Genomic DNA, 18927 nt, shown 5'->3' on the forward strand with positions numbered 1-18927 from the left:
CATGCAACAGACACGTAAAACAGAATTATGGGTGGGTAGCTTCATCTTAGCGGGAATTTGCGCAGTCTTGATTATGATTTTTCAAGTCGCTGACGTAAAAGGTATTGGTTCAAACGATACTTATAGCTTAAATGCCGAGTTCGATAACATTGGTAGCCTAAAAGTTCGCTCTCCTGTGAAAGTGGGCGGTGTGGTCGTGGGGCGTGTTACGTCTATCACATTGAACCCTGAATCACTTTTGCCTGTGGTTGGTATGGCGGTGAATAGCCAGTACGATCAGTTCCCTGAAACCTCGAGTGTGCAAATTCTCACTTCAGGCTTGATTGGTGAGCAATATATCGGCCTGACGCCTGGTTTCGTGTTCGATGATGAACAGATGCTGGTTGATGGTGACTTTATTGAAGACACCAAATCGGCTTTGGTGCTAGAAGATCTTATTGGCCAAGTGCTGTATAGCGTTGGTGGCGGCTCTGACTCTGGAGAGAAGTAATGTTGAAAAAATTCTTATTAACGGTTTGTACCTTGATATTGCCATTTTACGCAGTCAGTGCAGAAATTGATAAAACCCAGCCATACTCAATGATGGAACAAGTCGGTAGCATGGCATTTGAGCGCTTAAAAGCAGAGCAAGGCCTCATCAAACAAGACCCTAATCACTTAAAAGTGATTGTTGAAGAAGAGTTGATGCCGTACGTGAACTATAAGTATGCGGCATTGAAACTACTCGGTTCAAACTTGAAAGGGGCTAAACGTGCAGACGTTAATGAGTTCATCATTGCTTTCCGTTCTTACTTAATTGCTTCTTATGCTCAGGTTCTAACCCAATACACCGACCAGGAGATCGAGTTTGGCCCTGAGTTGAAGATTGATCCAAGTAAGACCATTACTAGCGTTAAGGTCGATATTGTTGATGCGCCACGGCCGAATATCCAATTGGAATTCAAGCTGCGTAAAGACAAAAAAACGGGTGAATGGAAAGTGTTTGATATGATTGCTGAAGGCATTAGTTTGCTGTCCAGTAAGCAATCAGAGTGGAGTGGAAAACTGCGTCAAGAAGGGATTTTAGCCGTGGCGCAAGAGCTCGATACGCTTGCGGCACAACCAATCCGTTTTGAGGCACAAAAATGATAGCCCATGAGCAATATCAGCGTATTGATGACAATACGGCTAAGCTTACAGGTTTATTGAATCGTGACACTGTTCCCGCGCTGTGGAAGCTGTTAAAAGCATGGCAACCACAACAAACGACGCTAGAGCTGAATCTTTCTCAGCTTGAGCGAGTGGATTCCGCTGGAATGGTGATGCTCATCCACCTATTAGAGCATGCAAAAAAACGAAACTGTCATATAATGCTCAGCTTCGTGCCAAAGCAACTCAGCACTTTGCTGGCACTGAGTAATGTTGAAAAACACATTGCTGAGCACATAAAGATTAATTAGAGGTAAATTGTGGATAGCGCAAAAGTACAACAGATTTTAAACGAAGCACTAAACCTAGAAGAACTACACGTGAAGGGCGAGGGTAGCCACTACGAAGTGATCGCTGTTGATGCTTGTTTCGAGGGAATGAACCGCGTTAAGAAACAACAAACCATTTATGCGCCCCTCATGGAATATATCCAAAGAAATGACATCCACGCGCTTTCCATCAAGGCATACACGCCGACTGAATGGGCTCGTGATAAAAAGTTGATGTCACTGTAAGGTTTAGTAATGGAAAAATTTAGAGTAACAGGTTCTAACAAGCCCCTAGTTGGTGAAGTCACTATCTCTGGTGCGAAGAACGCCGCCCTACCAATTCTTTTTGCTTCAATTTTGGCGGAAGAGCCGGTTGAAGTGACTAACGTCCCTCACTTACGTGACATTGATACCACGATGGAACTGCTAAAGCGCCTTGGTGCTAAGGTAGAACGCAATGGTTCTGTGCACGTAGATCCAAGCAGCATCGATGAATATTGTGCGCCGTATGATCTAGTGAAAACTATGCGTGCCTCTATCTGGGCGCTGGGTCCACTTGTGGCGCGTTTTGGCCAAGGCCAAGTGTCATTGCCTGGTGGCTGTGCTATCGGTGCGCGTCCAGTCGATCTACACATTCATGGTCTAGAGCAATTAGGCGCAACGATTGTGTTGGAAGATGGTTACGTAAAAGCGTCTGTTGATGGCCGCCTTAAAGGTGCCCATATCGTAATGGATAAAGTCAGTGTTGGTGCCACGATCACTATCATGTGTGCTGCAACGCTTGCTGAAGGCAAAACAGTATTAGATAACGCTGCGCGTGAACCTGAGATCGTTGATACGGCTGAGTTCTTAAACGCTTTGGGCGCTAAAATTACCGGTGCAGGTACTGATACCATTACTATCGAAGGTGTTGAACGCCTTGGTGGTGGTAAACACGCTGTTGTTGCCGACCGCATTGAAACGGGTACCTTCTTAGTTGCTGCGGCGGTTTCTGGCGGTAAAGTGGTATGCCGTAATACTCGTGCACATCTACTAGAAGCGGTGCTAGCTAAGCTTGAAGAAGCGGGCGCACAAGTTGAAACTGGCGAAGACTGGATCTCGCTAGATATGACTGGTCGTGAGCTTAAAGCGGTGACTATCCGTACAGCACCACACCCTGGTTTCCCAACCGATATGCAAGCTCAGTTTACGCTACTTAACCTTATGGCTAAGGGTGGCGGCGTGATCACTGAAACGATTTTTGAAAACCGTTTCATGCACGTGCCAGAACTGATGCGTATGGGCGCTAAAGCAGAAATCGAAGGCAACACAGTGATTTGTGGTGATGTTGAGTCTTTAAGCGGTGCTCAAGTGATGGCAACTGACCTACGCGCTTCTGCAAGCCTTGTTATCGCGGGTTGTATCGCACAAGGCGAAACCATTGTTGACCGTATTTATCACATCGATCGTGGCTACGATAAGATTGAAGATAAACTGTCAGCGTTGGGCGCAAACATCGAACGTTTTCGTGATGCTAATTAACTGAGCTTACTGTGTAACAATACAGTTTAGCGAACAAATGTAAGCCGAAACACATGTTTCGGCTTTTTTATGGCCAAAAGATACGTTAGATTATGGCCATAATTTTTCCCTCTTGTTCTTGGAGAACATTAATGATTGCACTGTTCCGTGTTTTTGCTGTCGCGATATTTGCGATTGTCATGTTTGTCTTTGGTTGCGGCTACTGTTTGCTGAGCCCACGTAACCCAAAACACGTGTTCACCTTCGGGCGCCTGTTCGGCAAGATGGCTCGCGTATTTGGCATTAAGTTAGAGCTAAGAATGCCTGAAGATGCGTACACACGTGGTCAGCATGTTTATATTGCTAACCATCAGAATAACTGGGATCTCTTCACTGTGGCCGCAGCGGTAACGCCTAAAGTTGTTACTGTTGGTAAAAAGAGTTTAGCGTTCTTACCGTTGTTTGGTCAGTTGTACTGGCTGACAGGCAATATTTTGATTGATCGTGGGAATCGCAGTAAAGCGATGGGTACCATTGATCAGGTGATTGATAAAATGAAAAACAGTGATGTGTCTATTTGGATGTTCCCAGAAGGCACACGCTCACGTGGCCGTGGTTTATTGCCATTTAAAACCGGTGCTTTCCATACGGCTATTGGTGCAGGGGTTGATGTGGTGCCTATCGTATGTAGCTCAACAGAAGGAGTAAAGCTCAACCGTTGGAATAATGGTCATGTTATCGTTGAAATGCTACCTCCAGTGAGCACACAAGGCTGTAAGAAAGAGCAAGTGCGTGAAGTAGCGAATGTATGCCGTGAGCAAATGGAACAAAAGCTGGCTGAGCTGAATGAAGAAGTAAAGGTTCTAAACCAAAGCAAATAACCTTCGCTTGATGATAGTGACAAAATGAATTGAGAAAGCGTGCGCTTAGTCGCACGCTTTTTTTATATCTGTAGCAGCACGCTGAAATCGCTCTCTTTTTTTGTTTTATTGGCCTGAAGTCAATGGAGAGTAACAAGATGAAGCAAAAGTTATTCACCTTAGCGATGGGCTTATTCCTATTTGGTTGTTCCAAGCCCAACGTTGAGGTTGTGATCAGTGCAGGGCGTTTTGCGCCTATCGAAAAGCGAGTGGAAAGCGGTAAAGGAAATAATATCCACTCTTTGATTGCGTGGCAGCACGGAAATAAGGTGTTTGAGCTGCATAGGCAGGGCAGTGGCCGCATTGGCTCACAAAGTCGGCCTAGTGTGCCTGTAGGATCCTCTGAACTGCATAATCTCCATTCGGTGACGAAATCCTTTGTTGCCACATTAATCTTCATTGCGGTTGATGAAGGTAAGCTCGCCAGTTTGGATGTGCCGGTGTTCAGTTTATTTCCCGAGTATCAAGCGAACGATAGAGCGGAGAAGATGCAAATTAGCGTGCGGGATATGTTAAATATGTCGACAGGTTATGCCTTGGATGAACTTGCCGCTTCGTATAGTTCAGGCAATGCATTTACGCGCCATTATATGGCTAAAGATTTGTTAGAACAGTTCCTCTCCACTGATCTCGCTTTTAAGCCAGGAACTCGTTTTGCTTATAGTGGTCTTTCAACGGTCGGTTTGTCCAAGGTGATTGAGCGGGTATATGGTCAACCCTTTGCTGTGGTCATGAAAGAGAAGCTATTTTCCCCGTTAGCGATAGAAAATTATCGTTGGTCGAATCAGCATGGCAGCAATGAGCCTGGCGCAGACTGGGGGTTAATGCTCACGCCAGAGGATATGGGAAAGTTTGGCTTGATGTGGCTTAATCAAGGGCATTTTGCGGGGCAACAAATTGTTGCTAAGCATTGGTTTGAGCAACTAAAGCACAGTCAGTTTCATGGCTATAATATGGGTTATGGTTTGCACTTTTGGCAGGTTCCAACTGTCAATGGGGCAGTAGCGGCGGTAGGTATCGGAGAGCAGTACATTATGATGCTACCAGGAAAACAAGCGGTGATTGTCGCGACGGGGGCAAACTACGATATGCCGAGCATGCCAACACTCACGACCATTAAACAATTGGCCTATTTACTGTAATGAGTCATCTATGCGTGACGAGCGATAAGCAGGGAAGGGTAAATGACAGGCAAAAAAAAAACCTCATCAGATGATGAGGCTTTCTCGAATATGGCTCCCCCTGCAAGACTTGAACTTGCGACATACGGATTAACAGTCCGCCGTTCTACCGACTGAACTAAGGGGGAAAAGATGGTGCCGACTACCGGAGTCGAACTGGTGACCTACTGATTACAAGTCAGTTGCTCTACCTACTGAGCTAAGTCGGCACGTTTTTCATCAACAAGCTTCGCTCGTCAATTGAAAGTGGCTCCCCCTGCAAGACTTGAACTTGCGACATACGGATTAACAGTCCGCCGTTCTACCGACTGAACTAAGGGGGAATTATCTTTTCAAATAAAGAATGGTGCCGACTACCGGAGTCGAACTGGTGACCTACTGATTACAAGTCAGTTGCTCTACCTACTGAGCTAAGTCGGCGCACTATTTCTTTATTTTTCATTGATGTCTAAGACACCAACAATCAAATTGTGGTGCCCGGAGGCGGAATCGAACCACCGACACGAGGATTTTCAATCCTCTGCTCTACCGACTGAGCTATCCGGGCGACGAGGTGTATTAAACGGCTTTTTGCTTTTTAGGTCAACATTAAAATGCAAAAAAAATATCGTTTGTTGCTTTTCTATACTTAATGGGCTGTTTTTAGCCATTTATAGGCTTGTAAGGCTAGTTGAGCCATGCATTTTCTCTAAAAAAGCGCAGCATTAGTTGCTATCAGGCAGAAAAAAAGCACGCGTTAAAGCGTGCTTTTTATGGTTTCTGTCAGGAATTATTGCTTAACAGTGAACTTACTTACCCAGTTTTCTAAGTCATTCGCCAAAGTATTTAGGCTTTGTGTACTGCTGTGACTCTCTGCAACCACATTACTTAGCTGATTACCACTCTCTTCAATTAGGTTAATTCGCTTAGCAATATCATCACCTACTTGAGTCTGTTCAGCTGCTGCCGTGGCAATTTGATGGCTCATTTGAGTAATCGATTCGAGTGCAATAACGATCTGCTGCAGTGCTTCAGAGGCATTTTGTGATTCCACTACTGTGCTTTGGCTGGTTTCTGCACACACTTCCATCGTGTTAATGGCATTGCGAGAGCCCGCTTGCAGATTAGTGATCATCTGCTGGATCTCTTTAGTGCTTGATTGTGTTCTGCCCGCCAAGTTGCGAACTTCATCGGCTACAACAGCAAACCCACGCCCTTGTTCGCCAGCACGCGCAGCTTCAATTGCCGCATTCAGCGCGAGTAGGTTAGTTTGCTCAGCAATGTCACCAATCACATCAAGTACTTTTACGATGTTATTTACGTCGCTATCAAGATCAGCCACGGCTTGACTTGCCGTGCCGAGTTGAGATGCCAAACCTTGGATATTATCCACGGTATTGTGAATTAGATGCTGAGTGTGTTGACTCTGCTTATCGGCTTCTTCGGTATTGCTTGCAGTATCTCGCGCTGAATCCGCGACGTTATTCGCAGAAGATGCCATTTCTGTCATCGCAGTGGCAATCATTTCAGTCGATTGTTGCTGTGAATCTGTCAAACCTGCGATTGAAGCAGAACGGTCTTCAACATTGGCCAGTTCTTGTCGTAATGCGATCATCGAGGTATCGAGGTTTTTCACTAGCTGAGCCAGTGATAGGCTCATTTGCTGTACGGCTTCGTAGATACTGCCTTTCGGTGCAGACTTATTAAATGATGCTTGAATATTACCTTGTGCAACGGCCTGTACCGCACTGTGCACGTCTTGTGGCTCGCCACCGAGTAGCGCCAGCATTTTACGGATAGAGACGAGTAGCACGCCAAAGATACCGATAGCGATGGCGAAGCAAAGTAGTAGCTGCCATTGTGCGGTAGACCAGAAGCGCGCATTGACTTCATTGAAGCCAATACCAGTGCCAACAACCCAACCCCAATGTGGTGTTTTTTCAGCGATCGAGAGTTTTTCCTCAATCGTGCCGTCTTCCAGTTTTTGTGTCCAAGTGTATTCGACGATCTGACCCGTCGTGTTTCCAAGCACACGTTGGATCAACTGACCAACACTTTTTCCATCGCCGTCTTTAAAGTCGTTAAAACTGGTGCCATGAAGTTGTGGATCTAATGGGGTTGCAACGAAAATCATATTTTCGTCTGCCACGTAAACATACTCATTATCTTTGTAGATGTTGTTGCGTAGCAGGCGAGTGGCAAGTGCTTTTGCTTCGTCTTCGCCTAATGAGCCTTCTACGGCCATTTGTTCAACTTCAGTCAAAATGCTGTAAGCACTTTTGAATAGTTCGGTGACTCGAGCTTTGTTGTCCAAATTACTGGCCACACGCAGTGTCCATAATCCTGTCACTGTCAGTGCTAAAAGTGCGGTTAAAATGATAGCTGACAGAATATAGGCCTGAGTTTTGAGTTTCATACGCCCTCGCGAGTTTACGTTGTTAGTGATACGTCAATTTAGACTGCCTTTAACAGTGGCTAGCTTTTGGTATCGTCGAATATGACAAAATTATTACGCTCCACCTTGGCGCGGTATAGCGGCAAAGCTCAAAAATATGACGCTGATTAAATTTTTGCTACAAAATAAAAAAGGTGATGAATCGAGATAAATGCATGGAAAGATCTGATTTGACTGTATTAAGTCCGGAGTTTTGGAATTCTGTAGTCAGATTACGAGACGTTTTCTAATTATCTAGCCATTTATTACGCAGCAAAAAAATAGTTACGGAACGATATTTTGTATAAATATAACGCAATATGAAACTGAGATGAAGGACTCTGTTGATTTTTACGTTTAATGAAACGATCGCTTGCAGGGAAAAGTGAAAGAGTAGGGAGGAAGTTATGATGCGGAAAGTGTGTCGATTTTGTTTACCAAGCTTGAGACGAAAAAAAACCGTATCTTGCGATACGGTTTTCTTAAAGTGGCTCCCCCTGCAAGACTTGAACTTGCGACATACGGATTAACAGTCCGCCGTTCTACCGACTGAACTAAGGGGGAATTATCTGTGTCATCTCTTACGAGATAAGCACCAAATAATGGTGCCTCGAGGCGGAATCGAACCACCGACACGAGGATTTTCAATCCTCTGCTCTACCGACTGAGCTATCGAGGCAAAAGAATGGTGCCGACTACCGGAGTCGAACTGGTGACCTACTGATTACAAGTCAGTTGCTCTACCTACTGAGCTAAGTCGGCACACTAAATTCTTTGCTAACTCGTTGACGTCTAAGACACCAACAATCAAATTGTGGTGCCCGGAGGCGGAATCGAACCACCGACACGAGGATTTTCAATCCTCTGCTCTACCGACTGAGCTATCCGGGCAACGGAGCGTATTAAACGGATTTTCAGGTCATCCGTCAACGTGTTTTTGAAAATAATTTCAAAATAACGATTGTTTGCTCGGTTTTTGTGCGAAAGTCACCATTAGGTTTTGCCAGAGTTAAAATCCTTTTTGAATTTTGTAACTTTTTCTAGGTAACGACGCGCTTCTGCTTTGGGATGTTTATTGGTGAGCGCCCAAAAAACCTGATTAGGTTGCAAAGAATTGATGTCGTTCATTGCTTGTTTTCGATTGTTGCGATTAAAAGTGTTTAAAACACCACCAGTCCCACCGTTGTAGGCGGAGATCATGGTGTACTCAAGCGTTAGTGGATGCTGTACATCTTTCAAATAGCGATTTTTTAAGATGTAAAAGTAAGCGGTTCCCGCATCAATATTGTTTTCCGGATTGAATAAATATTCTGGGCTTGGCTCACCAGAGCGCTTTTTGACTAACTTGAATACGTCGCGGCCGGCAGTTTTTGGCACTACTTGCATCAAACCATAGGCATTGGCCCAACTTACCGCATAAGGATTAAAGCTACTTTCAGTTTTGATGATGGCGTAAATCAGGTCTTCCGGAATATCGTATTTTTGGGACGCACGACGCACGATGTCGGCATATTGATAACTGCGGATCTCCACTTGGTTTTCGACCAGAGGGATTTCGACGTAGTAGGCTTTCTTAAAATCGACGTCTTTGACTTTTAGCTTGTTGGCAATCAAATAGTCGGCAAAGCGGTTAGCACGCCAAGACCATTGAATCGCCTTGTTATCTTGATCGACCACCTGTTGATACAAAAATGGCCGACCTTCTAACGTGATACTTTTTGAAGAGAACAGGTCGACGTTAGCGGGATCATCAGGTGTTAACAGTGTCGTCATGATGGCATTTTTTAGATGCAGCTTAGGATCCGTCGGAGAAACGGTTTCAATGATGATAGTACCTTTCTGGAAATCGACTTCAGAGCGACTGAGGTAGTTATCAATGTATTTAACGTAGTTATTTTTACCCGCAACTTTGATTTCACGGCTTCCCCAGCGTTTTTCGATATTGCCTGAAAAGCTACTAATTAGCGCATCGAGCGCGGCAGTATCTTTTTGAAATTGACCGGGCAGTTGTGCCAAATTTTTTGCAAAGCGGTTGGTTGGCTCATAGTTTACGTCGTAAAAGCTCTCGACGAATTCACGGCTGCAGCCGACCAGCATTAGGGCGGTAAAAAAGTAAACGAGTTTTCTCATGAGTATCCTAACTACAAATACAAAAATGACACCGTAGAAAACTGCGGTGTCATTTCACTTCGATGGGCTTAACGTTATGCGCTTGGCGGTGTGTAACCTTCAATATGAACGTCTTTGCCTTCAAACAGGAAGTTAACCATTTCCGTCTCCAGGAGCTTACGGTGCTCTGGATCCATCATGTTCAGTTTCTTCTCATTGATTAACATGGTTTGTTTCTGTTGCCACTCAGCCCATGCTTGTTTTGAGATATTGTCGAAAATTCTTTTGCCCAGCTCTCCTGGGTAAAGTTGGAAATCAAGACCTTCAGCGTCTTGTTGTAGTCGAGCACAAAATACAGTGCGGCTCATATTAGATTCCTTTTGACTAGCGAAGTTCATGAGGCAAGCTTTGCAGTAATTGTTTTACTGGGGCAGCAAGGCCAACTTCTTCTGGTTGAGATAAGTTATACCAAAGACCTTTGTTGGCTTCCATTATCACGTCAGGCTGTTTTGATAGATCCAGCAAAATCGGCGTAATATCGAGATGGTAATGGCTAAAGGTATGGCGAAATGCGATCAAAGTTTGCTGACTAATGATCTGTAAAGGATCAATGTGGCGACGCTCTAATTGCGGTGTGATTTCGGAATTATCATGCTGAGGAAAGCAAAATAAGCCGCCCCAAATCCCTGATTGTGGACGTTGCTCTAGCCAGACTTGGCCCTTGTAATGCAACATCACAAACCAAGTCTCTTTCACTGGCTTCTCTTTTTTCGGTTTTTTACCCGGATAATCGAGTGGGTTACCTTGCTTGTTAGCAAGGCACAATTTTTCAATCGGGCACAAGGTACACTTTGGCTTACTGCGAGTGCAAACCATCGCGCCCATATCCATCATCGCTTGATTGTATTTATCGGTATCTTGTTTCGGGGTGTGCTGCTCGGCGAATTGCCAGAGTTGATTTTCAACTGTTTTTTGTCCTGGCCAACCTTCTACCGCAAAGCTTCTAGCTAGAGTGCGCTTCACATTGCCATCTAAGATGGCATGTGGCTGCTTGTAGACGGAGGAGAGGATCGCCGCCGCTGTTGAACGGCCAATTCCTGGCAGCGCATTGAGCGCTTCAATATCGGTTGGAAACTCGCCGTGATACTCGTTGGCAACGATTTGCGCTGCTTTATGTAGATTACGAGCACGCGCGTAGTAACCAAGGCCGGTCCATAGGTGAAGTACTTCATCTTGTTCGGCATTGGCCAAATCGGTCACCGTTGGGAAGCGCGTTAAAAAGCGCTCAAAGTAAGGAATAACGGTAGCTACTTGGGTTTGTTGTAGCATGATCTCCGACAGCCAAACACTGTAGGCAGTTTTGTTTTGTTGCCATGGAAGGGTTTTCCTTCCATAAGCGTCATACCATTGCAAAATGGCTTGGGCAAAAGGCGTCACGACGTGCTCATTTATTATTTATTCGATATTGGGCTAAAATTGCATCACAGATTGTGGGTAAAGTACAACCGATAAAGTATGTGGTTTTATTCGGAAATGCTTGCACCAATGACGATTCTTTGGATAATCACAATCCCTTTGTATCGAGACCAATTTTTAAACAGGCAAAATCATGAGTGAAGTGACTACTAACGAATACAATGACGAAGGTAAGTTGATCCGCAGAATACGTAGCTTTGTGCGCCGTGAGGGTCGTCTAACCAAAGGTCAAGAAAGTGCAATGAAAGATTGCTGGCCAACGATGGGTATCGATTACCAAGATACGCTGCTTAATTGGCAAGAAGTGTTCGGTAATGACAATCCTGTAGTGTTGGAAATTGGTTTCGGTATGGGTGCATCATTAGTTGAAATGGCTAAAAATGCTCCTGAGAAAAACTTCTTTGGTATTGAAGTGCACAGTCCTGGCGTGGGTGCATGTCTCTCTGACGCTCGCGAAGCTGGCATTACCAACCTACGTGTAATGTGCCATGATGCGGTTGAAGTGTTTGAGAACATGATTCCAGATGGCAGCCTAAGCACATTGCAACTGTTCTTCCCAGACCCATGGCACAAAAAGCGTCACCACAAGCGTCGTATCGTTCAACTTGATTTCGCTGAAATGGTGCGTCAAAAGCTGAAGCCAGAAGACGGTATCTTCCACATGGCAACAGACTGGGAGAACTACGCAGAGCACATGGTTGAAGTGATGAACCAAGCGCCTGGTTTTGCTAACATTGCCACTGATGGTGACTACATCCCTCGTCCGGATGAGCGTCCACTGACTAAATTTGAAGCGCGCGGCCACCGTTTAGGTCACGGCGTTTGGGATATTAAATACAAACGCACAGCGTAATAGCGATTTAATACCTCCCTATACTTAGCCTAACTAGGTATAGAATATAGACAATAAGCCAACATTATCATGTTGGCTTTTTTGACCTTACCATCCCCAAAATTACGGGTTCAGACTACAAGCATAAGCAGGTCATGATGAAACCAACATATGAGATTCTGGCGGACATCTTGGAAGAAGTTCGTCCTTTAATAGGACAAGGGAAAGTCGCAGATTACATTCCAGCCTTGGCAAAAGTGCCACATACAAAGCTCGGGATCGCGGTCTATACCAACCAAGGTGAAGTGATTAAAGCGGGTGATGCCGACGAGGGATTTTCGATTCAATCGATCTCTAAGGCGCTCAGTTTAACGCTTGCTATGTCTCTCTATAAGCCCGAAGAAATTTGGACTCGTGTTGGTAAAGAGCCGTCTGGTCAAGCATTTAACTCAATGATTCAGCTTGAGATGGAGCAGGGCATTCCGCGCAATCCATTTATCAATGCTGGTGCAATTATCGTCGCGGACATGCTTCACAGCCGTCTATCTGCACCGAGACAGCGTCTTTTGGATTTTGTGCGTCAGTTATCAGGTGAAAGTCATATCGTTTACGACAAGGTCGTAGCGGCGTCAGAAATGATGCATAGCGATAGAAATGCAGCTATCGCCTACTTGATGCGTGCATTTGGTAATTTTGAAAATGAAGTAATTCCGGTGCTGAATAACTATTTTCATGCTTGTGCGTTGAAGATGAACTGTGTCGATTTGGCAAAAACATTTAGCTATCTCGCCAATAAAGGCGTGTCGGTACAAACGGGTAAGCAGATCATTACGCCAATGCAAACCAAACAGTTAAATGCTCTGCTGGCAACCTGTGGTTTGTATGATGGCGCGGGGGAGTTTGCGTATCGTGTTGGTATGCCGGGTAAGTCCGGTGTCGGTGGTGGGATTATCGCGATCGTACCGGGCGAGATGACGATTGCAGTATGGTCACCAGAGCTTGATGCTTCGGGCAACTCATTAGCAGGCACTTATGCACTCGAATTGCTTTCAGAGCGAATTGGTCGGTCGATCTTTTAGCTAGGAATATACGAGAGTTTAGATCCGAGAATCGAGAAGCGATCGCTATGGGTCTTATTGAGTCGCATGAATAGTGAAAGGGTCAGCATTTGCTGACCCTTTTCGTTTCTGAAATTTTCGATTGACGTTAATACAACGACTCTAAAATCTCTCTTCTCAGTTTTTTGGTGTTTACTCTTCTTCCGCCATAAACGCTTCCAATAGATCATTTAAGAATAGTTTACCTTTCTCGGTGATCTGCCAATGCGTCTCGGTTTGCGAGAGGTATTGCTGCTCTAGCGCCCAATCAATGGTGGATTGAATTGCACTCAATGGTAAGCCGGTGGTATCGATAAAATCTTGCTTTGGACATGATTCGATTAAGCGGAAGCGGTTCATAAAAAATTCGAACGGGCGATCTTCTGCCGCCACTTCCACTTCATCGCTTAAATAGGGTTTCACCAAGTTTTGGTATGCGGCGAGATAGCCGCGTGGATGTTTAACCTTGGTGGTGCGGATAATGCGTCCATCACTAAAACTCAATTTACCGTGCGAACCACAACCGATGCCAAGGTAATCACCAAAGCGCCAGTAATTAAGATTGTGTTGGCATTGATAACCCACTTTGCTATAGCCAGAAATTTCGTATTGAACATAACCGGCCTCGGTCAATTTTTGATGACCAAGCTCAAAGATATCCCACAATTCATCATCATCAGGCAGGGTCGGCTGCTTATAATAGAACATGGTATTCGGTTCTATGGTCAGCTGATACCAAGACAAATGCGGTGGATTCAATGCAATCGCCTGATCTAAATCAGCCAATGCTTGATCGATGGTTTGATCCGGCAGACCATGCATCAAATCAAGATTAAAACTGTTTAAGCCAATTTGATGAGCCAAATTGGCGGCATTGAGCGCTTCTTGTTTTCCGTGAATTCGGCCAAGGCTCACCAGTTTTTCTTCAGCAAAGCTTTGTACACCAATCGAAATTCTAGTTACGCCAGCTGCTTTGTAACCCGCAAATCGTTCTGCTTCTACCGTTCCTGGATTTGCCTCCATGGTAATTTCGATTCCGGGCTTAAACGGAATGCGCTGTTCAACCCCTTTGAGCAAACGCTCAATGCCTTGGGCTGAGATCAGGCTTGGCGTACCACCACCAATAAATATCGAATGCAAAGGCCTTGGAGCATCGTTAAGTTGATACTTACTGATATCCCGATCAAGATCTTCCAGTAGGGCATCAATGTAGCGATCTTCTGGGATCTGCTCTTTCAACGCATGAGAATTAAAATCGCAATAAGGGCATTTTTGTACGCACCACGGAATATGGATGTACAAGCTGAGTTCTGGTGGAATTAGATGCATAAATTAGCGCTGCTCAGATAACGCAGCAAAGAGTTTTTGCAACGCTTTTGAACGATGTGAAAGCTGCTTTTTACGCGTCGGTTCAAGCTCGGCAGATGAGCAATCGTCTTCAGGAACATAAAAAATCGGATCGTAGCCAAAGCCGTTTTCACCTTGAGCTTCAGTAAGAATACGACCTTCCCATTTACCATGGCACACGATAGGAGTTGGATCGGCCGCATGGCGCATAAAGACTAAAACACAGTGAAAACGTGCAGTACGTTGCTCTGCTGGCACGTCAACCATCGCTTTAAGTAGCTTATCGATATTGTCTTGGTCACTCGCATCTTCGCCTGCGTAACGAGCAGAATAAATGCCAGGAGCACCTTGTAGATAATCGACTTCAAGACCTGAGTCATCAGCAATCGCCGCTAGGCCCGTTTCTGCTGCTGCGTGACGTGCTTTAATGATCGCATTTTCGATAAAGGTGGTACCGGTTTCTTCGGCGTCAATGACGTTAAATTCGCTTTGAGCAAATACGTCGAAACCAAAATCGGCCAATAGGTCGGCCATTTCACGTACCTTACCTTGGTTACCTGTCGCTAATACAATCTTGCTCATGCTCTATCCTAGTTACTCTTCAACATAAAATTTTTGGGTGAACTTTAAAGTGCCTTTGCCTTTATTGCCAGCATCGAGTTCGATATTAAAGCGAATAGTTTCTTCTTCAGTGATGGCAAATTCAGCCAAATAGTATATGGCATCCCCTTCTTCTACTTTCCTAAAGTTTAGCTCGCGAGTTTGACCAATTAAATTTTTTGCCGTGCCAGTCAGTTTGCCACTGATAGCGGGCTTACCTAGCTGTGAACGGTCGAGTAGGCTGAGGTTTAAAATGGCGGAGTAGCCACTGCGTTTTAGTTGGTAGCTACGGGCGACTTGAGGGGTAAGAAAAGTTGAATTAAATGCTGAGTAGTGCACTTCAACATCTTTGATGGTAGTGAACTGACCAGCAATGCTTGGCAGTGATAGAACGCATGCAAGTAAAGCGATGAGGTATTTTGTCATTGTGATATTCCTGAGATAAAAAGCCATCATAGGATGGCTTCAATTTCAGCAGGGATCTGGTTGGGAGTCACGATACGCACTTGTTTGTGCCGTCCGAGTTCACCTTTTTCAATCTTGACCAATCCCTTAGCCACTTTAAATTGTTTTGCCAGATACTTAGACAAGTGCGCATTGGCTTTGCCATCCACTGGCGGAGCGGTAATGGCGATTTTGACTTCTTCACCATGCAAGCCGACGATTTTGTCACGGCTGGCTTTAGGTTGAATATAAAGGCGAAGCACGATGTCTTCACCTTCCTTCCAAACCGCTACAGACACTATAGTTGGTACCAAATAGGACCGATGATGTCGCCCATAAGGAAGTTGGCAAATTGCAGCACGATGAACAGCACTAACACACTCAAGTCGAAACCACCCATTTCAGGCAGAATACGGCGAATTGGTGCTAGCATTGGTTCAGTTAATTGATAGAACACGTATTCCACCGGGCTGCGGCCTTGGCTTACCCAGCTCAAGATTGCGCGTAGCAGCAGCACCCAGAATAATAATCCGCCCGCTGCTTTCACTAGTGATAGTGCGCCGAGGAATAAGAAATCAGCACTGAAGGCAACAGAGCCGTTAGAGGCAACTAAAATAACCGCGACAAATTTCACCACACAAAGTACGTAAGCAAACAGTACCGTGGATAAATCAATACTACCGACCGAAGGAATAATACGGCGTAGTGGGCCGATCACAGGTTGAGTTGCTTTAACAATAAACTGTGAGAATGGGTTATAAAAATCGGCACGTGTTGCTTGTAACCAAAGACGCAAAAGAACCACCATGATGTACAAATCAAACACGGTAGAAATTAAGAAACTGAGTGAACTCATAGGTTGCCCTTAAATCAATCGAGCCTTATTGGCTCTGCTTATTAAAATAACTTTTCCATTTCTTGAGCGCGAATAACCGCAGCTTGCATTGCTTTCGCTACGATATCCGATAATTGGTGCTCATTGAAAGTACGAATTGCTTCAGCGGTGGTACCACCTTTAGATGTGACTTGTTCGCGTAGGGTAGAAAGCTCGATTTGTGGGTTAGCAATTACCATTTCGGCTGCGCCCAGTGCGGATTGTTGTACCAGCAGGCGCGCAGTCTCATTATCAAAACCTTGTGCAATCGCTTCAGCTTGCATGGCTTCCATAAACAAGAAGAAGTAAGCCGGCGCGCTACCAGCGGCGGCGATAACATTGTTGATCCCTGATTCTTGTTCAACCCAACATACTTTGCCTACCGCGCTCATAAGATCTGCGGCAAATTGACGATCTTGTGTTGAAACATTTTCAGGAGCATAAAGGCCGCTCATACCTTGGCTGACTAGCGCTGGAGTATTTGGCATAACGCGAACTAGGCTTAGCTCGGCTGCAAACATTGAGTTGAGGCGCTCGGCACTGATGCCTGCTGCAATCGAAATCACCAATTTATGCGAAAATTCGACATCTTGCATACCTTGGCCAACCACTTCCATCAGTTGTGGTTTAACCGCCAGTACCACCACATCCGCTTGTGTCGCGGCAATCGCATTGTCGGCTTCGGTATTGATACCATATTGGTTAGAAAGAAAATCACGTTGCTCTTGATTAGGATCCGTTGCAGTAATCAAGTTTGCCGGATAGCCACTTGCCACTAGGCCCGCGATGATAGAGCGCGCCATGTTCCCTGCGCCAATAAAGGTGATTTTCTTATGTTCCATGATGACTTCCTAAATGGGTAATATTGTTATTTTTACTAATTTTGCATTGTTACGCTTTAGTGCTGTAATCCCGCTCGCCGAAAATAGCGGTGCCGATACGCACCATGGTACTACCGGCTTCAATCGCCGCTTCCATATCCCCACTCATTCCCATTGAAAGGGTATCGAGCTTGAGGTTTGGATGGCGTTCAGCCAGTGCCTGTTTTAGCGCTGTAAGTTGTTTAAACGCGCGCAATTGTGATGTGTAATCTGGCACGTTAGCCGGAATTGACATCAATCCTCTTAATGTGAGGTTAGGCAGTGTCGAAATCAACGCTGCCAGTTCAAACACTTGATGCTCTTCAATACCTGACTTGCTGTCTTCTCCGCTGGTGTTTACTTGAATCAGTACTTGCAACGGCGGCATGTCACTTGGACGTTGATCATTTAAACGTTGAGCGATCTTAGCGCGATCAACCGTGTGTACCCAAGCAAAGTGTTCCGCTACAGGACGAGTTTTATTGGATTGAATAGGGCCAATAAAGTGCCACTCGATAGCAAGGTTAGGTTGATGCTCAGAAAAATATGTTACTTTATCAACCCCTTCTTGAACGTAGTTTTCACCAAACATCTGTTGCCCGGCAAGGGCGGCATCAAGGATTGCTTGATTGGGTTTGGTTTTACTTACCGCGAGAAGTTGCACTGACTCTTGAACACGGCCACATTTTTGCTGTGCGCTAGAGATCTGTGAGGTGATCTGTTCAATGTTTTGTTGAATACTACTCATAGCCTACTTTACTAAGGAATTTAAATGGATATCGCTGAGTTACTGGATTTTAGTGTAAAACATAATGCGTCAGATCTACATCTTTCTGCGGGTGTTTCTCCGATGGTGCGCATTGATGGCGAAGTTCGCAAGCTGGGAATCCCTGCTTTTAGCCACGCCGAAGTCCATCGCTTGATTTTTGAAGTGATGAACGATGCTCAGCGTAGCGAATTTGAAGAACACTTAGAAGTTGATTTTTCATTTGAACTTCCCGATATCGGTCGTTTTCGTGTTAATGCGTTTAATCAAGCACGCGGCAGCGCAGCGGTTTTTCGTACTATTCCTACCTCTATTCCAACGTTGGATCAGCTTGAAGCGCCGGCGATATTTGAAAGTATCGTTAACTTGGAAAAAGGCTTAGTGCTGGTGACGGGCCCCACGGGTTCTGGTAAGTCGACCACATTGGCGGCGATGGTTGATTATATTAATCAAAACCATAACAAGCATATTCTTACCATTGAAGATCCGATTGAATTTGTTCACAGCAATCAAAAATGTTTGGTCAACCAACGTGAAGTACATCGAGATACTCGCAGCTTTAAAGCGGCGTTGCGTAGTGCTTTACGTGAAGATCCTGATGTCATTCTTGTTGGTGAGTTGCGTGATCAAGAAACGATTAGTTTGGCGCTAACGGCAGCGGAAACGGGCCACTTAGTTTTTGCTACGTTGCACACCAGCTCTGCAGCCAAAACCATTGACCGTATTATTGATGTTTTTCCGGGCAGTGAGAAAGGCATGGTGCGTTCTATGCTTTCGGAATCACTACGTTCAGTGATTGCACAAAAACTGCTGAAGCGTATTGGCGGTGGTCGTGTTGCCTGTCATGAAATTATGATGGCGACGCCTGCAATCCGTAACTTGATCCGTGAAGATAAAGTCGCGCAGATGTATTCAGTGATCCAAACAGGATCGGCTCAAGGCATGCAAACTATGGAACAAAATGCCAAACTTTTGATTGCCAAGGGCTTGGTCGATCAAGCTGAGGTTGAGCAAAAAATTGGCTCGCTAGATTTCTAAAGGAGCAAAACAA

General features: G+C 45.1%; 21 protein-coding genes and 9 tRNA genes. 10 read left to right on the forward strand and 20 right to left on the reverse strand.

Translation table 11 applies throughout. From position 1 onward, the window contains the following. The first annotated feature begins 1 nt into the window (after position 1). The 7 genes from mlaD (at position 2) to RH86_RS07670 (ending at position 5019) form a co-directional block, all read left to right on the forward strand. Positions 2-490 (forward strand): outer membrane lipid asymmetry maintenance protein MlaD, encoded by a 489-nt coding sequence (gene mlaD, locus RH86_RS07640; protein ID WP_005593715.1) that lies wholly within the window; start codon positions 2-4, stop codon positions 488-490. Beyond that, positions 490-1128: a phospholipid-binding protein MlaC gene (locus tag RH86_RS07645; protein WP_009385796.1), complete on the forward strand. Its 639-nt coding sequence runs from the start codon at positions 490-492 to the stop codon at positions 1126-1128. Before mlaD ends, RH86_RS07645 begins: the two co-directional genes overlap by 1 nt. After that, on the forward strand, positions 1125-1439 hold the full coding sequence (locus tag RH86_RS07650) for a lipid asymmetry maintenance protein MlaB (protein ID WP_009385797.1): 315 nt from the start codon (positions 1125-1127) through the stop codon (positions 1437-1439). The genes RH86_RS07645 and RH86_RS07650 overlap by 4 nt, the downstream gene beginning before the upstream one ends. Before the next feature lie 9 nt (positions 1440-1448). Then, a complete protein-coding gene (gene ibaG / locus RH86_RS07655; RefSeq protein WP_006713549.1) occupies positions 1449-1703 on the forward strand; it encodes a BolA family iron metabolism protein IbaG in 255 nt (84 codons plus the stop codon). 9 nt (positions 1704-1712) lie between these two features. Continuing rightward, positions 1713-2978, forward strand: coding sequence for a UDP-N-acetylglucosamine 1-carboxyvinyltransferase (murA, locus tag RH86_RS07660; RefSeq protein WP_009385798.1), 1266 nt, complete (start codon positions 1713-1715; stop codon positions 2976-2978). 131 nt (positions 2979-3109) lie between these two features. Then, a complete protein-coding gene (locus RH86_RS07665; protein WP_005594974.1) occupies positions 3110-3838 on the forward strand; it encodes a 1-acylglycerol-3-phosphate O-acyltransferase in 729 nt (242 codons plus the stop codon). Between the two features lie 137 nt (positions 3839-3975). Beyond that, entirely contained in the window at positions 3976-5019 is a 1044-nt protein-coding gene (locus RH86_RS07670) for a serine hydrolase domain-containing protein (RefSeq protein WP_009385801.1), read from the forward strand. Positions 5020-5110: 91 nt separating this feature from the next. On the opposite strand, the gene RH86_RS07675 is transcribed toward RH86_RS07670, so the two are convergent. The 13 genes from RH86_RS07675 to mutY all read right to left on the reverse strand — a co-directional run bounded on the left by RH86_RS07675 (position 5111) and on the right by mutY (position 11017). Then, positions 5111-5186 (reverse strand) — tRNA-Asn (locus RH86_RS07675). Between the two features lie 5 nt (positions 5187-5191). Then, positions 5192-5267: transfer RNA gene (locus RH86_RS07680), tRNA-Thr, on the reverse strand. 38 nt (positions 5268-5305) lie between these two features. Next, positions 5306-5381, reverse strand: a tRNA-Asn gene (locus tag RH86_RS07685). 21 nt (positions 5382-5402) lie between these two features. Then, positions 5403-5478: transfer RNA gene (locus tag RH86_RS07690), tRNA-Thr, on the reverse strand. A 51-nt stretch (positions 5479-5529) separates the two neighbouring features. Beyond that, a tRNA-Phe gene (locus RH86_RS07695) sits at positions 5530-5605 on the reverse strand. 222 nt (positions 5606-5827) lie between these two features. Then, entirely contained in the window at positions 5828-7453 is a 1626-nt protein-coding gene (locus tag RH86_RS07700; protein ID WP_009385802.1) for a methyl-accepting chemotaxis protein, read from the reverse strand. 506 nt (positions 7454-7959) lie between these two features. After that, positions 7960-8035: transfer RNA gene (locus RH86_RS07705), tRNA-Asn, on the reverse strand. A 39-nt stretch (positions 8036-8074) separates the two neighbouring features. Then, positions 8075-8150 (reverse strand) — tRNA-Phe (locus RH86_RS07710). 7 nt (positions 8151-8157) lie between these two features. Then, a tRNA-Thr gene (locus RH86_RS07715) sits at positions 8158-8233 on the reverse strand. Positions 8234-8286: 53 nt separating this feature from the next. Beyond that, positions 8287-8362 (reverse strand) — tRNA-Phe (locus RH86_RS07720). A gap of 102 nt (positions 8363-8464) precedes the next feature. Further along, positions 8465-9601, reverse strand: a complete 1137-nt coding sequence (gene mltC / locus RH86_RS07725) for a membrane-bound lytic murein transglycosylase MltC (RefSeq protein WP_009385803.1) — start codon at positions 9599-9601, stop codon at positions 8465-8467. A gap of 74 nt (positions 9602-9675) precedes the next feature. Further along, complete coding sequence (locus tag RH86_RS07730) at positions 9676-9948, reverse strand: oxidative damage protection protein (RefSeq protein ID WP_005595621.1); 273 nt, start codon at positions 9946-9948, stop codon at positions 9676-9678. Positions 9949-9964: 16 nt separating this feature from the next. Beyond that, a complete protein-coding gene (mutY, locus tag RH86_RS07735; RefSeq protein ID WP_009385804.1) occupies positions 9965-11017 on the reverse strand; it encodes an A/G-specific adenine glycosylase in 1053 nt (350 codons plus the stop codon). Positions 11018-11189: 172 nt separating this feature from the next. Between mutY and trmB the strand changes: the two genes are divergently transcribed. Both trmB and glsB read left to right on the forward strand, forming a co-directional pair. Continuing rightward, the gene (trmB, locus tag RH86_RS07740) at positions 11190-11909 is read left to right on the forward strand and encodes a tRNA (guanosine(46)-N7)-methyltransferase TrmB (RefSeq protein WP_009385805.1); all 720 of its coding nucleotides are present in this window, start codon (positions 11190-11192) and stop codon (positions 11907-11909) included. Between the two features lie 137 nt (positions 11910-12046). Next, entirely contained in the window at positions 12047-12967 is a 921-nt protein-coding gene (gene glsB, locus RH86_RS07745) for a glutaminase B (RefSeq protein ID WP_005595627.1), read from the forward strand. Positions 12968-13138: 171 nt separating this feature from the next. On the opposite strand, the gene hemW is transcribed toward glsB, so the two are convergent. From hemW to RH86_RS07780, 7 genes are read right to left on the reverse strand one after another with little or no spacing between them, the layout of a single operon-like run. Next, positions 13139-14314 carry a radical SAM family heme chaperone HemW gene (gene hemW / locus RH86_RS07750; RefSeq protein WP_009385806.1) on the reverse strand — a complete coding sequence of 392 codons (1176 nt, stop codon included), beginning with the start codon at positions 14312-14314 and terminating at the stop codon, positions 13139-13141. Between the two features lie 3 nt (positions 14315-14317). Beyond that, positions 14318-14914: an XTP/dITP diphosphatase gene (locus tag RH86_RS07755; protein WP_009385807.1), complete on the reverse strand. Its 597-nt coding sequence runs from the start codon at positions 14912-14914 to the stop codon at positions 14318-14320. A 12-nt stretch (positions 14915-14926) separates the two neighbouring features. After that, a complete protein-coding gene (locus RH86_RS07760; RefSeq protein ID WP_009385808.1) occupies positions 14927-15358 on the reverse strand; it encodes a DUF4426 domain-containing protein in 432 nt (143 codons plus the stop codon). A gap of 26 nt (positions 15359-15384) precedes the next feature. Further along, positions 15385-15675 (reverse strand): DUF167 family protein YggU, encoded by a 291-nt coding sequence (gene yggU, locus RH86_RS07765; protein WP_005595633.1) that lies wholly within the window; start codon positions 15673-15675, stop codon positions 15385-15387. Continuing rightward, positions 15675-16232, reverse strand: coding sequence for a YggT family protein (locus RH86_RS07770; RefSeq protein ID WP_009385809.1), 558 nt, complete (start codon positions 16230-16232; stop codon positions 15675-15677). The genes yggU and RH86_RS07770 overlap by 1 nt, the downstream gene beginning before the upstream one ends. A gap of 41 nt (positions 16233-16273) precedes the next feature. After that, entirely contained in the window at positions 16274-17092 is an 819-nt protein-coding gene (gene proC / locus RH86_RS07775; protein WP_009385810.1) for a pyrroline-5-carboxylate reductase, read from the reverse strand. 49 nt (positions 17093-17141) lie between these two features. Beyond that, positions 17142-17858, reverse strand: a complete 717-nt coding sequence (locus tag RH86_RS07780) for a YggS family pyridoxal phosphate-dependent enzyme (protein WP_009385811.1) — start codon at positions 17856-17858, stop codon at positions 17142-17144. Positions 17859-17882: 24 nt separating this feature from the next. Between RH86_RS07780 and RH86_RS07785 the strand changes: the two genes are divergently transcribed. Beyond that, positions 17883-18914 (forward strand): type IV pilus twitching motility protein PilT, encoded by a 1032-nt coding sequence (locus tag RH86_RS07785; protein ID WP_009385812.1) that lies wholly within the window; start codon positions 17883-17885, stop codon positions 18912-18914. Positions 18915-18927: the final 13 nt, after the last annotated feature.

This window comes from Vibrio sp. N418 (genome assembly GCF_000222565.1).
Classification (GTDB): Bacteria; Pseudomonadota; Gammaproteobacteria; order Enterobacterales; family Vibrionaceae; genus Vibrio; species Vibrio scophthalmi.

Excerpts from the sequence above, each read along its gene's own strand:
- glsB (WP_005595627.1), top strand. The coding sequence starts at position 12,047 with ATGAAACCAACATATGAGATTCTGGCGGACATCTTGGAAGAAGTTCGT.
- RH86_RS07760 (WP_009385808.1), bottom strand. The coding sequence starts at position 15,358 with ATGACAAAATACCTCATCGCTTTACTTGCATGCGTTCTATCACTGCCA.
- RH86_RS07755 (WP_009385807.1), bottom strand. The coding sequence starts at position 14,914 with ATGAGCAAGATTGTATTAGCGACAGGTAACCAAGGTAAGGTACGTGAA.
- RH86_RS07780 (WP_009385811.1), bottom strand. The coding sequence starts at position 17,858 with ATGAGTAGTATTCAACAAAACATTGAACAGATCACCTCACAGATCTCT.
- RH86_RS07670 (WP_009385801.1), top strand. The coding sequence starts at position 3,976 with ATGAAGCAAAAGTTATTCACCTTAGCGATGGGCTTATTCCTATTTGGT.
- RH86_RS07700 (WP_009385802.1), bottom strand. The coding sequence starts at position 7,453 with ATGAAACTCAAAACTCAGGCCTATATTCTGTCAGCTATCATTTTAACC.
- hemW (WP_009385806.1), bottom strand. The coding sequence starts at position 14,314 with ATGCATCTAATTCCACCAGAACTCAGCTTGTACATCCATATTCCGTGG.
- trmB (WP_009385805.1), top strand. The coding sequence starts at position 11,190 with ATGAGTGAAGTGACTACTAACGAATACAATGACGAAGGTAAGTTGATC.
- murA (WP_009385798.1), top strand. The coding sequence starts at position 1,713 with ATGGAAAAATTTAGAGTAACAGGTTCTAACAAGCCCCTAGTTGGTGAA.
- RH86_RS07785 (WP_009385812.1), top strand. The coding sequence starts at position 17,883 with ATGGATATCGCTGAGTTACTGGATTTTAGTGTAAAACATAATGCGTCA.
- RH86_RS07770 (WP_009385809.1), bottom strand. The coding sequence starts at position 16,232 with ATGAGTTCACTCAGTTTCTTAATTTCTACCGTGTTTGATTTGTACATC.
- RH86_RS07730 (WP_005595621.1), bottom strand. The coding sequence starts at position 9,948 with ATGAGCCGCACTGTATTTTGTGCTCGACTACAACAAGACGCTGAAGGT.
- RH86_RS07665 (WP_005594974.1), top strand. The coding sequence starts at position 3,110 with ATGATTGCACTGTTCCGTGTTTTTGCTGTCGCGATATTTGCGATTGTC.
- RH86_RS07650 (WP_009385797.1), top strand. The coding sequence starts at position 1,125 with ATGATAGCCCATGAGCAATATCAGCGTATTGATGACAATACGGCTAAG.
- mltC (WP_009385803.1), bottom strand. The coding sequence starts at position 9,601 with ATGAGAAAACTCGTTTACTTTTTTACCGCCCTAATGCTGGTCGGCTGC.
- proC (WP_009385810.1), bottom strand. The coding sequence starts at position 17,092 with ATGGAACATAAGAAAATCACCTTTATTGGCGCAGGGAACATGGCGCGC.
- mlaD (WP_005593715.1), top strand. The coding sequence starts at position 2 with ATGCAACAGACACGTAAAACAGAATTATGGGTGGGTAGCTTCATCTTA.
- RH86_RS07645 (WP_009385796.1), top strand. The coding sequence starts at position 490 with ATGTTGAAAAAATTCTTATTAACGGTTTGTACCTTGATATTGCCATTT.